General features: G+C 74.5%; 13 protein-coding genes. 7 read left to right on the top strand and 6 right to left on the bottom strand.

What is annotated here, in order from left to right; genetic code table 11:
• Window positions 1–46: 46 nt before the first annotated feature.
• Together SM577_RS10505 and SM577_RS10500 are read right to left on the bottom strand one after the other, a co-directional pair.
• Window positions 47–1,723: an MDR family MFS transporter gene (locus SM577_RS10505; protein WP_474586793.1), complete on the bottom strand. Its 1,677-nt coding sequence runs from the start codon at window positions 1,721–1,723 to the stop codon at window positions 47–49.
• Window positions 1,724–1,847: 124 nt separating this feature from the next.
• Window positions 1,848–2,393: a type 1 glutamine amidotransferase domain-containing protein gene (locus tag SM577_RS10500; RefSeq protein WP_474586792.1), complete on the bottom strand. Its 546-nt coding sequence runs from the start codon at window positions 2,391–2,393 to the stop codon at window positions 1,848–1,850.
• A 159-nt stretch (window positions 2,394–2,552) separates the two neighbouring features.
• Between SM577_RS10500 and rfaE2 the strand changes: the two genes are divergently transcribed.
• Together rfaE2 and SM577_RS10490 are read left to right on the top strand one after the other, a co-directional pair.
• Window positions 2,553–4,376 carry a D-glycero-beta-D-manno-heptose 1-phosphate adenylyltransferase gene (gene rfaE2, locus SM577_RS10495; RefSeq protein WP_302918559.1) on the top strand — a complete coding sequence of 608 codons (1,824 nt, stop codon included), beginning with the start codon at window positions 2,553–2,555 and terminating at the stop codon, window positions 4,374–4,376.
• A complete protein-coding gene (locus SM577_RS10490; RefSeq protein ID WP_302918560.1) occupies window positions 4,373–5,251 on the top strand; it encodes a glycosyltransferase family 2 protein in 879 nt (292 codons plus the stop codon). The genes rfaE2 and SM577_RS10490 overlap by 4 nt, the downstream gene beginning before the upstream one ends.
• A gap of 89 nt (window positions 5,252–5,340) precedes the next feature.
• On the opposite strand, the gene SM577_RS10485 is transcribed toward SM577_RS10490, so the two are convergent.
• The 3 genes from SM577_RS10485 to SM577_RS10475 form a co-directional block, all read right to left on the bottom strand.
• Complete coding sequence (locus SM577_RS10485; protein ID WP_474586791.1) at window positions 5,341–6,462, bottom strand: glycosyltransferase family 9 protein; 1,122 nt, start codon at window positions 6,460–6,462, stop codon at window positions 5,341–5,343.
• 9 nt (window positions 6,463–6,471) lie between these two features.
• Window positions 6,472–7,008 (bottom strand): Hsp20/alpha crystallin family protein, encoded by a 537-nt coding sequence (locus SM577_RS10480; protein WP_474586790.1) that lies wholly within the window; start codon window positions 7,006–7,008, stop codon window positions 6,472–6,474.
• A gap of 156 nt (window positions 7,009–7,164) precedes the next feature.
• Entirely contained in the window at window positions 7,165–7,668 is a 504-nt protein-coding gene (locus SM577_RS10475; RefSeq protein WP_474582224.1) for a DUF2231 domain-containing protein, read from the bottom strand.
• A 151-nt stretch (window positions 7,669–7,819) separates the two neighbouring features.
• Here SM577_RS10475 and SM577_RS10470 point away from each other — a divergent pair, with 151 nt between their 5' ends.
• The 3 genes from SM577_RS10470 (at window position 7,820) to SM577_RS10460 (ending at window position 10,643) form a co-directional block, all read left to right on the top strand.
• A complete protein-coding gene (locus SM577_RS10470; RefSeq protein WP_302918564.1) occupies window positions 7,820–8,437 on the top strand; it encodes a pyridoxamine 5'-phosphate oxidase family protein in 618 nt (205 codons plus the stop codon).
• A 113-nt stretch (window positions 8,438–8,550) separates the two neighbouring features.
• Window positions 8,551–9,360 (top strand): winged helix-turn-helix domain-containing protein, encoded by an 810-nt coding sequence (locus SM577_RS10465; protein WP_474582223.1) that lies wholly within the window; start codon window positions 8,551–8,553, stop codon window positions 9,358–9,360.
• Window positions 9,357–10,643, top strand: a complete 1,287-nt coding sequence (locus SM577_RS10460; RefSeq protein WP_474586789.1) for an MFS transporter — start codon at window positions 9,357–9,359, stop codon at window positions 10,641–10,643. The genes SM577_RS10465 and SM577_RS10460 overlap by 4 nt, the downstream gene beginning before the upstream one ends.
• Window positions 10,644–10,662: 19 nt before the next feature.
• On the opposite strand, the gene SM577_RS10455 is transcribed toward SM577_RS10460, so the two are convergent.
• Entirely contained in the window at window positions 10,663–11,238 is a 576-nt protein-coding gene (locus SM577_RS10455; protein ID WP_474586788.1) for a CGNR zinc finger domain-containing protein, read from the bottom strand.
• A 108-nt stretch (window positions 11,239–11,346) separates the two neighbouring features.
• Here SM577_RS10455 and SM577_RS10450 point away from each other — a divergent pair, with 108 nt between their 5' ends.
• Window positions 11,347–12,324: a LacI family DNA-binding transcriptional regulator gene (locus tag SM577_RS10450; RefSeq protein WP_474586787.1), complete on the top strand. Its 978-nt coding sequence runs from the start codon at window positions 11,347–11,349 to the stop codon at window positions 12,322–12,324.
• 205 nt (window positions 12,325–12,529) lie between these two features.
• Window positions 12,530–12,937: a hypothetical protein gene (locus tag SM577_RS10445; RefSeq protein WP_302918567.1), complete on the top strand. Its 408-nt coding sequence runs from the start codon at window positions 12,530–12,532 to the stop codon at window positions 12,935–12,937.
• Window positions 12,938–12,965: the final 28 nt, after the last annotated feature.

The following is a 12,965-nucleotide window of genomic DNA, read 5'->3' as shown; positions in this document are numbered from 1 at the left end:
CGCCGCGGCGTGAGGGGACCGGCCCGACCGGCCCGGCCGGGGCGGATCAGAGCAGGGTCTGGCTCTTCGCCTCCATCTCGGCGGCCGCCTCCTCCTTCGACTCCCGGGTCAGCGGCTTGCCGCCGGGGGCGGGCGCCTCGCCGCCCAGGCCGTCGGTGCCGCCGGTGGCGCCCTGCGGGCCGGTACCGCGCAGCCGGTCGTCCGGCAGCGCCAGGGTGACCAGCACCGCCAGGATGGCGATCACCCCGGCGGTCAGGAAGACCCGGTCCAGCGACTCGACGAAGGCCGTCTGGACCGCGGCGCGCACCGGGGCGGGCAGGGCCATGATGGTGGCCGGGTCGTTCACCGAGATGTCCGCGCCACCGCTCGCCGCGACCGCTGCCTGTTCCGGCGGCGGCAGCTGGGCGATCGCCGCGGGCAGCCGGTCGGCCAGCCCGGAGGTGAGCCGCGCGGAGAGCACCGCGCCGAGGATGGCCACCCCGAACGCGCCGCCCAGCGACCGGAAGAAGGTCGCCGCGGAGGTGCCCGCGCCCAGGTCCCGCATCGAGACGGCGTTCTGCACGGCGAGGATCAGCGACTGCATGCAGAGGCCGAGACCGACGCCGATCACCACCATGAAGCCGAAGGCCAGCCAGAGCGAGGTGCCCACGTGCAGTTGGGTGAAGAGCAGCATGCCGACCAGCAGCACGACCGAGCCGATCACCGGGAACCACTTGTAGCGGCCGATCCGGCTCATCGCCCGCCCGGTGAGCACGGAGGTGACGATGATGCCGGCCATCATCGGCAGCATCAGCAGGCCGCTGCGGGTGGGCGAGGCGCCCTTGACGATCTGCAGGTAGAGCGGGATGAAGATGATCGACCCGAACATCACCAGACCGAGCACGAAGCCCGCGCTGTTGGCCAGGGCGAACGTCCGGCTGCGGAACAGCCGCAGCGGCAGGATCGGCTCGGCGACCCGGGCTTCCTGGAGCACGAAGAGCACACCGAGCACCGCGCCGGCGGCGATCAGCCCGATGATCACCCCGGAGCCCCAGGCGTACTCGTTGCCGCCCCAGCTCAGCGCGAGCAGCAGGCAGCTCACCCCGGCGACCAGCAGCCCCGCGCCGAGCCAGTCGATGGCGTGCTCGCGGCGGGTGAACGGGACCAGCCGCATCACCCGGGAGCAGACGACGATGGCCAGGATCGCCAGCGGCACGTTGATGTAGAAGATCCACCGCCAGTCGGTTTCCGCGAAGTAGCCGCCGACCAGCGGGCCGGCCACCGAGGAGATGCCGAACACGGCGCCGAACAGGCCCTGGTAGCGGCCGCGCTCCCGGGGCGACACCACGTCCGAGATGATGGTGAACGCGAGCGTCATCAGACCGCCGGCGCCGAGGCCCTGGATGCCACGGGTGACGATCAACTGGGTCATGTCCTGCGACAACCCGGCCAGCAACGAGCCGACCAGGAACGTGCCGATCGAGAAGAGGAAGACCGGCCGGCGGCCGAACAGGTCGGCCATCTTCCCGTACAGCGGGGTCGAGGCGGTCGAGGCCAGCAGGTAGGCGGTCACCACCCAGGAGTAGTGGTTGATCCCGCCCAGCTCACCGACGATGGTCGGCAGCGCGGTGCCGACGATTGTCTGGTCGAGCGCGGCCAGCAGCATGCCGGTCATCAGGCCGAGCATCAGCAGGCGGATCTGGCGACTGTTCAGCGCGGGTGGGGCGTGCTCCTCCGTCGTCATCCCCGCCCCTTTCCCACCCCCCGCAGAACATGCCCCGCACCGCCCACTTCCCGGTCGATCATGAGGTTGGCGGCACGCCTGGAGATCGACTTCGCCGCCAACCTCATGATCGACGCGGTGCGGGTCAGGCGGTGGCGAAGCGGTCGACGAGGGCCTGGCAGAAGGCGGGGAGGTCGTCGGGTTTGCGGCTGCTGATCAGGTTGTCGTCTGTTACGACTGGCTCGTCCAGCCAGGTGGCGCCGGCGTTGGCGAGGTCGGTGCGCAGGCTGGGCCAGGAGGTGATCCGGCGGCCGCGCACCACGTCCGCCTCGATCAGCGTCCAGGGCCCGTGGCAGATCACCGCGACCGGCTTGCCGGCGTCGAAGAACGCCTTCACGAACCGCACCGCGTCCGGATCGGTCCGCAGGAAGTCCGGGTTCGCCACCCCGCCCGGCAACACCAGCCCGTCGTACCCGCCGGCGTCCGCGTCGGTTGCCGCCACGTCGACGTCGTACGTCTTCGACTGGTCCAGGTGGTTGAAGGACTGGATCGAGCCCGGCTTCAGCGAGACCAGCTCGACCGTCGCGCCGGCCCGCTCGACCGCCTCGCGGGGCTGGACGTACTCGACCTCCTCCACGCCGTCGGCGGCCAGGAAGGCGATCCGCTTGCCCTGAAGTGTCGTCGCTGCCATCTGGGTACTTCTCCTTTCCGGGGTACCCGAAACCCCTTCCCGCGCCCCGGTGTCCGAAACCGCCGACGCCGGCGGCCGCTCACCACCGTCGATCGCTGGGCGGCCCGGGCCCGGGGGTACGCAGGTTTGACCCGCCGGACCGGGGGGACCCCGAAGGGCATGGCAGGAGCAGCAGCGGAACAGCGCCGGCTCGCCACCGTCGTGGAGAGCTGGTCGGGTCGTCCCGTCCTGGTGATCGGCGACGCCATGCTCGACGAGTGGCGGTTCGCCGAGTCCGACCGGCTGTGCCGGGAGGCGCCCGCCCCGGTCCTCACCCTGCGCCGGCGGATCTCCGCGGCCGGCGGGGCCGCCAACACGGCGGTGAACATCGCCGCGCTCGGCGGCCGGGCCGTGCTGGTCGCCCCGATCGGCGCCGACGTCGCCGGCGACGAACTGCACGACTGTCTCGACCGGGCCGGCGTGTGGGACCGTACTGTCAACCAGCCGGGCCGGCCGACGCCGGTCAAGCGACGGATGCTGGCCGGCAACCAGATCCTGCTGCGGGAGGACTCCGGCGACCCGGACGACCCGCTCACCGACGACGGGGTGGCCCGGCTGCTCACCGCGCTGGACTGCGCCACCGAGGAGTTGCGCGCGGCCGCCGGTGGCGCCGCCCCGACCCTGGTGGTCTGCGACTACGCGCTGGGCGCACTGCCCGCCCCGGTACGCGCCTGGCTGGTCGCCAACCGGGACCGGTACGCCACCGTGGCGCTGGACGCGCACGACCTCGCCGACTGGCGGGGCCTCGCGCCGACCGTGGTGACGCCGAGCTTCGCCGAGGCCACCCGGCTGCTGGCCCGGGCCGCGGGTGCCCGCGGCCGCGGCACCGAGCTGCACCTGGACCACCCGGACGGGGACCCGGCGGAGGGCCCCTCCGAGCTGACCGTCGGCGCCGCGCCCGGTGGTGCCGGCCTGCCCGACAGCCCGGCCGGGGTGCCGGACCGACCGGACGAAGCGGTCGGCCTGGCCGCCGGAGCGGGGCCGACCGGGGAGCCGACGCCCGGCGAGGGCCGGGTGGCGATGACCGGGGACGGGCTGAGCGTCACCGGTACCGGGGTGACCGTGAACGCCACCGCCGGCGAGGGCGTCGACCGGGCGGTGCTGGCCGAGTCGCGCCTGGCCGAGCTGCGCGCGCACACCGGCGCGGACGTGGTGGCGGTGACCCTGGACACCGAGGGGGCGGTGGTCGGCGGCGCCGACGGCGAGCCCCGGCGCAGCCACAGCACCCCGGTGCCGGCCAGCCACGCGGTCGGCGCGGGGGACGCGTACCTGGCCGCCATGACGCTGGCCCTGGCCGCCGACGCGCCGTTGTCCACCGCCGCCCAGTTGGCCCAGCTCGCCGCCACCATCACCGTCTCGGACACCGGCACCTGCGTGTGCCGGCGGGAGGACCTGCTCAGCGCGCTCGACGTGCCGGCCGACACCGGGCACCCGGCGCTGGTGGGCGCCGGCGAGCTGGCCACGATCGCCGCCGAGCACCGCGCCGCCGGGCGCTCGATCGTGTTCACCAACGGCTGCTTCGACGTGCTGCACCGCGGCCACGTGCGCTACCTGGAGCAGGCCCGGGCGCTCGGCGACCTGCTGGTGGTGGCGGTCAACTCCGACGGCAGCGTACGCCGGCTCAAGGGCGCGGACCGGCCGGTGAACCCGGTGGAGGACCGGATCGCCCTGCTCGCCGCGCTCTCCTGTGTGGACCACGTGGTGGTGTTCGAGGAGGACTCGCCGGCCTCGCTGATCGAGACGGTCCGCCCCGACGTCTACGTCAAGGGCGGCGACTACCCGCCCGAGATGGTGCCGGAGGCCCCGCTGGTGCGGCGGCTCGGCGGCCAGGTGCGCACCCTCGGCTACGTGCCGGACCGGTCCACCTCGGCGATCATCGACCGGATCCGGGCGCACGGCCAGGACCGCGAGACGGATCCGTCGCTGACGAGCAAGCGGTCGTGAACCGGCCGCTCGACCCGGGTTCGGCCGAGGGGTTCCGCGCCGACCGCCTGCTCGACGTGCTGATCCCGACCCGCAACCGGCCGGCCGAGCTGGCGGTCACCCTCGCCGGGCTGGCCGCCCAGGAGGGTGTGCCAGGGTTCGGTGTGGTGGTCAGCGACCAGTCCGACGACGGCCCCGCCTTCACCCACCCGGCGGCCGCCACCATGGTCCGGGCGCTGCGGCACCGGGGGCACCCGGTGCTGCTGACCCGCCGGCTGCCCCGGCGCGGGCTGGCCGAGCACCGGGCCTACCTGCTGTCCGCCTCCGCCGCCCGGTACGTGCTCTGCCTCGACGACGACGTCTGGCTGGAGCCGGGCACCCTGCGCCGGCTGGTCACCGCGATCGGCGAGCTGGGCTGCGGTTTCGTCGGCAACGCGGTGCACGGCCTCTCCTACCTCGACGACGTCCGGCCGGAGACGCACCGGCACTACGAGGAGTGGATCGGCCCGCCCACGCCGGAACGGATCCGGCCCGGCACGCCGGAGTGGGACCGGGCGCAGATCCATCCGGCGGCGAACCTGCTGCACGTGACCGGCAAGCTGGACCTGCCGCCGGGGGCGTGGCGGGCGTACAAGGTCTCCTGGATCGGCGGGTGCGTGCTCTACGACCGGGCGAAGCTGGTCGACTCCGGCGGCTTCGACTTCTGGCGGCGGGTGCACGAGAAGCACCAGGGCGAGGATGTCGCCGCCCAGCTCGCCGTGCTGGCGCGCTTCGGCGGCGCCGGCGTCCTGCCCAGCGGCGCGTACCACCTGGAGTCGCCGACCACTGTCACCGACCGGGAGGTGGAGGCGTGGGAGGTCGTCCTCGCCGAGGAGGATGAGGCCCAGCGGGTCTGAGGCAGTGGCCCGACCGGGCCTCGCGCGGACTTCGAACCCGATCGCGCCACCCGCAACGCTGACCCGCGGCCACGGCGGTGCCGGGCCGCTCAGGGTGCGCCGGGCTCGGGGCGGAGCAGTTCCCGGGCCGCCTCCAGCACCTCGACCACCGGCACGTCGGTGACGAACGAGTCCCGGTGCGGGCACTCGCCGTCGCCGGGGCGGTGCGGGTAGATGCCGGGCGTGCAGTCCACCCCGCAGACCGGGCAGTGCACCGTCCAGGAGCTGATCGGGCGGTGCCGGCCGCGCAGCGGGTGCGCCACGTTGATCAGGTTGCCGACCCAGAAGACGCCGACCGTCGCGGTGCCCACCGCGGCGGCCAGGTGCAGCGGTCCGGTGTCGTTCGACACGACCAGCTCGCAACCGGCGTAGCAGCCGGCCAGCCCGCCCAGGCTGAGCGTGCCCACCTGCGGTCGCAGCGGCACCCCGGCCGCCGCCACCACCCGGTCCACCACGTCCTGCTCGGCGGCGGTCCCGGTGACCAGCACCTCGTACCCGTCGCCGACCAGTTCGCGGGCGACCTCGGCGAACCGCTCGGCCGGCCAGCGCCGGCGGGTGTCGGTGGCGCCCGGGTGCAGCGCCACCCGGGGCCGCTCCGGCGGGCCGAGCACCTCGGCCGCCTCGGCCCGGTCCGCGTCGGTGACCGCCAGCGTCGGCACAATGGTGGTGGCCGGCGCGCCGACCAGCGCGGCCACCTCCAGGTAGCGGATCACCTCGTGCTGGTAGTAGACGTAGCGGATCCAGCGGTCCAGCGGCGGCGCGTCCTCGGTCCGCAGTCCGGCGGTGACCCGGGCGCCGAGCCGGCTGACCAGCGGGTTGGAGTTGCCGCCGCCACCGTGCACCTGCAACGCCAGGTCGAAGCGCTCCTTGCGGGCCGCGGTCAGGAAGTCCGCCATCCCGGATGCCGGCTCGCCCGGGTCGGGGCCCCGGATCCCGGGGGCCGCGGGTACCACCAGCACCCGGTCCACCGGGCCGGGCCGGTCGCGCCAGAGCTTCGCGTGCCACGGCGCGCCGAGCAGCACGATCTCCGCCTCGGGGTACGCGGACCGCAACGCGTCCAGCGCCGGCAGCACGAAGATGAAGTCGCCGAGCGCGTTGGCCCGCAGCACGGCGATCCGCTCGACGTCGGGCACGGGCTCGGCGGGTGCGCCGAGCAGGGCCGGGGTGACCACGCGGCCCCGTTACGGCCGGTCGAGCCCGCCGGCGGCGGTGTCCGGGTGGTGCAGCTCCCGGTCCGCGGCCGGGTCGATCGGCGTACCCTCGCTGTCGGCGCGGAAGCCGGTGCGGCCGACGGTGATGGTGCGCGGCGCGGGCCGGGCGGCCCGGGGCAGCCGCACCCGGAGCAGGCCGTGGTCCATCACCGCGTCGATGGCGTCCGGGTCCACCCGGGAGGGCAGGTCGACGCGGTACTCGAAACCGCGGGTCTCGAAGCCGCCGGGGATGCCGTGGTCGGCGTTGACCTCGGCCTCGGTGCGGGCGCGGACGCAGAGTTCCCGGTCGTCCAGCTCCACGGCCACCTCCTCCGGCGCCACCCCGGGCAGCCGGACGACGACCTCCCAGCCGTCGGCGGTCTCGGCCAGCTCGACCTCCGGCGGGCCGGACCGGCCACCGACCAGCCGCCGCAGCTCGGAACGGAGCGACTGCAACTCGCCCATCGGGTCCCAGCCCTGCTGCCGGCCCCGCCAGCCCCGGCCGAACCCTCCGCCCTGTTCACTCATGCCGGCACTCCGCTTCGCTCCGGGCCGCCATGAGGCACCACCGCGCCGCACCGATGATTCGCTCGCTCACGCTCGCTCATGCCAGCGCCTCCCCTCGCTCCGCCCGGGCCTTCGACCCGGTCACGCCGTCCCTGCTGATCCGTCCGTCGCGCCGGCTCATCGCGCCTCGCCGACCCGGGTGGGCGTCGGGGACCGCAGCGAGCTGGGCGCGTTCAGGCCCGCGTCCCGGTCCACGCCGACGCCGAGCCGGTCGACCAGTTCGCCGCCGAGCCAGGCGCTGATGCCGAGGATCGCCACGGCGACCACCTCGATCGCGATCAGCGCGCCGCCGGCGGCCCGGGAATCGGCGTTGAGCCGGACCACCCAGATCGCGGCGAAGAGCAGGATCACCGCGACGTTGGCGGCGGCGTGGGTGAGCGCGACCCGCTTGGCCCGCGTCCCGGTGGGGATCGCCAGCAGGTCGAACGCGCCGGCCGCCGCGGCGAGCAGGCCGCCGATCAGGCCGACGGCGATGTTCCAGTACGCCACCTCGCCGAGGAAGTCCGGGCCGCCGACGGTGTCGATCACGTCGAAGAGGACGGCGGTGACCAGCAGGGCGACCGGAAACATGACCAGCATCGGGTGCACGGGGTGGCCCAGCACCTTGAGTCGGCTCTCCATCTCCGGGCCTCCACTGTTCTCCGGCGAGTGTGGTCACGCGGTACCCCCGACACCGCGGGGCAAACCTCGCGCCGGACCGTGCTGCCTAGGCTGTAGCCGACGGCGCGCCGGGGCGGGTCGTCACCGAGATCAACGGACGGGGGAGGACGACGTGACGGTGGAGATCACTTCGGCGGAGGAGCTGCGCGAGCTGCTCGGCACGCCGACCGCGCGGGCGGCGGCCAAGGAGCGGACCAGCCTGCACGAGCGCGACCGGCAGTGGCTGGCGGCGTCGCCGTTCTGCCTGGTCGCCACGGCCGGCGCGGACGGCAGTTGCGACGTCTCGCCGAAGGGCGACCCGCCCGGGTTCACCCTGGTGCTGGACGACCGGACCGTCGCCATCCCGGAGCGGCCGGGCAACCGGCGGGCGGACGGCTACCGCAACATCCTGGAGAACCCGCACGTCGGGCTGATCTTCCTGATCCCCGGCCGGACCGACTCGCTGCGGATCAACGGGCGGGCCCGGCTGGTCCGCGACGCGCCCTGGTTCGACGACATGGTGGTCAAGGGGCACCGGCCGGTGCTCGCCGTGGTGGTGCAGATCGAGCAGATCTTCTACCACTGCGCCAAGGCGTTCCTCCGCTCCGAGCTGTGGCGGCCGGAGAGCTGGCAGCCGGACGCGCTGCCGTCCCGCGCCCGGCTGGTCAAGGAGGTGGAGTACCCGGCGGCGGACCTCGCCGACCTGGAACGCCACTACGGCCCGGACTACGTCAACACCATCTACACCTGACCCGGTAGCGCGGCCGTCCGCGCCGGCGCGGACGGTCCGGCCGCTGATTCCGGTGCTGCGGACTGTCGCGTCGACACTTGCTAAAGATATCTTTATAAAGATAGCTTTAGCGTATGTCGCTGTCCCGGGTGAAGCTCTCCGACCCGACCGCCCTGCGGGGGTACGCCCACCCGCTGCGGATGAGCCTCGTCGGCCTGCTCCGTCAGCACGGCCCGATGACTGCCACCCAGGCCGCCGCCCGGCTCGGCGAAAGCGTGCCGAACTGCTCGTTCCACCTGCGCCAGCTGGCCAAGTACGGGCTCGCCGAGCGGGTGCCCGGTGCCGACGCCCGGGAGCGCCCCTGGCGGGCCACCGCGATGGTCACCTCGTGGGACGACGCCTCCGACGACCCGGTGCTGCGCGCCGCCACCGACGAGCTGACGGCCACCCAGCTGGCCCAGTACACCCGGCGCGCCGAGGAGTACCTCGCCCGGCGGGCGGGCGAGCCGGCGGCCTGGCGGGCGGTCACCGGGTTCAGCGACCTGACGCTGCACCTCACCCCCGACGAGCTGGGCGAGCTGACCGGCCGGATCGACGCCCTGCTCGCCGAGTACGAGGACCGGATCACCGACCCGACCCGGCGTCCCCCCGGCAGCCGCAAGGTCAGCCTGATCCATCTCGCCCTGCTGCCCGAGCCGGCCCCCGCCGGACCGGAACCGACCACCGCCGAGCCGGCACCGGCCCCCGCCGAGCGGGAACCGGCCGCCGCCGAGCGGGAACCGGCCGCCGCCGAGCGGGAACCGACCACCGCCGAGCCGGCAGCGGCCTCAGCCGGGCCGGGTTCAGCGCCGGCCTCAACCCGGCGCGGTCCCGAGCGGACCGGGCGAGAGCCGGCCGCCGCCACCGACCCGACCGAGCGGGGCGACGACGGCGGCCCGCGGTGAGCGGCACGGCCGCCCCGGCCACCGCCCCGCCCGCCGGCCCGGCCCGGCACCGCCGGTTGCCCCGGCTGCTGCGCGAGCGGGCGTTCCGCCGCTACTGGTCGGCGCAGACCGTGTCCTACTTCGGGGACGAGATCTCCACCCTGGCGCTGCCGCTGCTGGCCGTGCTCGGCACCGGCGCCGGGCCCGCCGAGATGGGCTACCTCACCGCCGCCCTGCTCGCCCCGAACCTGCTCTTCTCGCTGCTCGCCGGCGCCTGGGTCGACCGCTACCCGCACAAGCGGCGGGTCATGATCCTCACCGACCTCGGCCGGGCCCTACTGCTCGCCACGGTGCCGGCGGCGTACCTGCTCGACCTGCTCGCCCTGCCGCAGCTCTACCTCGTCGCCTTCGGCGTCGGCACCCTCGCCGTGCTCTTCGAGGTGGCCCGCGGGCCGCTCTTCGTGTCCCTGGTGCAGCGACGCGACTACGTCGACGCGAACACGCTGATCAACGGCAGCCGGGCGATGTCCCTGGTCGCCGGGCCGAGCATCGGCGGCGTGCTGGTGCAGGTGCTCACCGCGCCGATCGCCCTGCTCGCCGACGCGCTGTCGTACGTCGTGTCCGCGTACTTCCTGGCGCGGATCCGGCCGACGGAGCCGGCGCCGGCGCGCGGCGGCGGCCTGGGGATCGGCGCCGGGCTGGGGTTCCTCGCCCGGGCGCCGATGATGCGCGCGATCCTGCTCGGCACCACCACGGTGAACCTGTTCAACTTCATGTTCGCCGCGCTCTTCGTGCTCTACGCCACCCAGGAGCTGGGCCTGGCGCCGGGCATGCTCGGCCTGGTGCTCGGTGCCGGCGCGGTCGGCGGGCTGTGCGGGGCGGCCGTCACCGGGCGGCTGACCCGGCGCTTCGGCATCGGGCCGACGCTGGTGGCCAGCTTCGTGCTCTTCCCCGCGCCGCTGCTGCTCGTGCCGCTCGCCGGCGGGCCCACGCCGCTGGTGCTCGGCATGCTCTTCACCGCGGAGTTCCTCTGCGCCGTCGGGGTGATGCTGCTCGACATCGTCTCCGGTTCGGTGCAGACCGCGCTCACCCCGGACGCGATGCTGGCCCGGGTGACCGGGGCCCGGCGCACCGTCAACTACGGGATCCGGCCGATCGGCGCGCTCATCGGCGGCGCGCTCGGCACCGCCCTCGGGGTACGCGAGGCGCTCTGGATCGCCACCGCGGGCGCGCTGACCGGGGTGCTCTGGGTGCTCTTCTCCCCCGTCCGGCGGCTGCGCGACCTGCCCGAGCAGGCGACCTGACCCGCCGAGCCGCCGGTGGTTACGGCGTGTCCGGTCCGGCGGTCGCCCTGCGCCGTCGGACGGCGTACGCCCGGCGCATCTTGACGTAGTTGCCGCAGCCGGCCATGGAGCACCAGCGGCGGGCCTGGTTCCGGGAGACGTCGTAGTAGGCCCAGCGGCAGGTGTCCCGGGCACACGCCTTCAACCTCGCCCAGCTCTGCTCCGCCCCGCACTGCCGGACGGCGTCCAGCAGTGCGGCCAGAGCCTGGTCGAACACCGCGTCGCGGACGGCGACGAGGCGGGGGCCGGTCTCGGTGAAGGTCATCCGGACGGGCACCTCGGCCAGGGCCTGGTCGAGCCGGCTCAGCGCGGCCGGGTCGGCGGGATGGCCGGCGTGGCCGAGCAGCACCGCACGCAGACCCTCGCGCACCGCCCGGGCGACGGCAAGGTCGGCCGCCCGCAGCCGGGCGCCCGGGGGGAGGAGCCCCCGTCCGGCGAACCAGTCGCGGAGCTGGTCGGGGGTGGTCAGGCTCTCCTCGTCGACCTGCGGCTCGAAGGTGTTGACGAAGTCCCGGACCAGGCGGGCGGCGGGCGGGATCACGTCCTCCTCGCTCATCACCACCCCCTCACGTGACACCAGCGTATCGCCTTGACAGGTGTAACAGCCTTGTACACCATCAAAGTGCGTTTGATGGTGTAGCACGGATGCGACCGAGGGAAGGCGATGTCCACCACGCTCCGCGACGTGGCGCGGTTGGCCCAGGTTTCGGTGAAGACCGTCTCCAACGTGGTCAACGGGTATCCGCACGTCAGCGACGGGATGCGGCGCCGGGTGGAGGCCGCCCTGGCCGCGCTGGACTACCACCCGAACCGGGCCGCCCGGACGCTGCGAACCGGCCGGACCCGGGTGCTCGCCCTGACGGTGGCGGAGGCCGACGGGGTGGGCGTGCTCGCCCGGGCCGTCGTCCGGGCGGCGGCCCGGCACGGCTACCGGGTCGTCATCGACCCGGTCGACCCGGAGTGCCAGGGTGTCGCGACTCCTCCGCTGTCGGTCGACGGCTGCCTCCTGCTCACCGACCTTCCGGCCGAGCCACCCACCGGCGGGCCGCCCGTCGTCCGGCTCGGCCAGGCCACCGCCGGCGGGTCCGCCGACCGGGTCGGCATCGACCACGCCCGCGCCACCCGGGACGCCGTCGACCACCTCGTGGCCACCGGCCGGTCGCGGATCGCCGCCATCGGCGTCGCACCGGGCCAGCCCTCCGCCACGATCGGCCGCCAGGGATACGCGGAGGTGCTCCGCGCCGCCGGCCGGGACCCGCTCCCCGGTCGCCTCCAGCAGGTCCCGGCGGACCAGCGCTCGGACGGCTACCGGGCCGCCCGGGCGCTGCTGAGCCAGCGCCGACGACCGGACGCCGTCGTCTGCGCCTCGGACGCCCTGGCGATCGGCGCCCTCTGCGCCGCGGCCGACGCCGGTGTGCGTGTTCCGCAGGACCTCGCGGTGATCGGCGTCGGGGGCAGCGAGGAGGGGCGCTGGACGCGGCCGGCGCTCAGCACCGTCGCCGCCGACCCCGCGTTCCTCGCCCGCCAGGCCGTGGCCCGCATCGTCGCCCGCATCGCCCGCCCGGACGCGGCCCCGGTCACCGTGGTGACACCGCACACCCTGCTGGCCCGGGAGAGCACGCGGACATCGACCTCCGGGTAGCGGCATCCGGGGTCACGACGATCCGCGCCGCTCGGCTGGTGGTGGCCGGAGCGCGGCGGCGCTCGGCGTCGCGCCGCCTGCCGGTCGTCCGGCGACGCTGCCGACCGCGTCAGTTGCCGGGGCCTCCTACCTTGATGGCGCCGCGGTCCGGGCACTCGGTCGGCCCATCCCGCGGACCCCTCGCAGCACTACGCCAGGAGGCCGTGTGAGAAGCAGGAAGTACGCCCCGGTCGCGGTGCCGGTCGCGATGGCCCTGGTGGCCCTCGCCGGTTGCGGCAGCGACGGTGACGCCGGGAAGGAGTACGCGAACAAGCTGAGCAAGGCCGGCTTCGACTCGGTGCGGGTGTCCCCCGAGACGAAGACCTCCATGCGGAAGAACAAGAAACGCAAGAGCACCGTGGCGTACGTCTTCACGTGGACCGTGAACACCGACGCGGACCCGACGAGTTGCGAGGTCACCCTCCGGCACCCCGCGTACAACTCGGACTCGCTGCGCGGCGACCACTGGAACATCGAGGAGGTCAACGACACCGACGTGGACGGCTGGGGAGGCAACAGTCCCGGCCCCGACAGGGTGCGACAGTTGCTCCGGGAGCACAACTACGACTGCTGACCCGCCGCGGCACGGGCGGCGGGTCCCC

This window comes from Micromonospora desertarenae (assembly GCF_056150265.1).
Note: the sequence above shows the minus strand (reverse complement) of the source record. Positions and strands in the feature narration are given on the sequence as shown.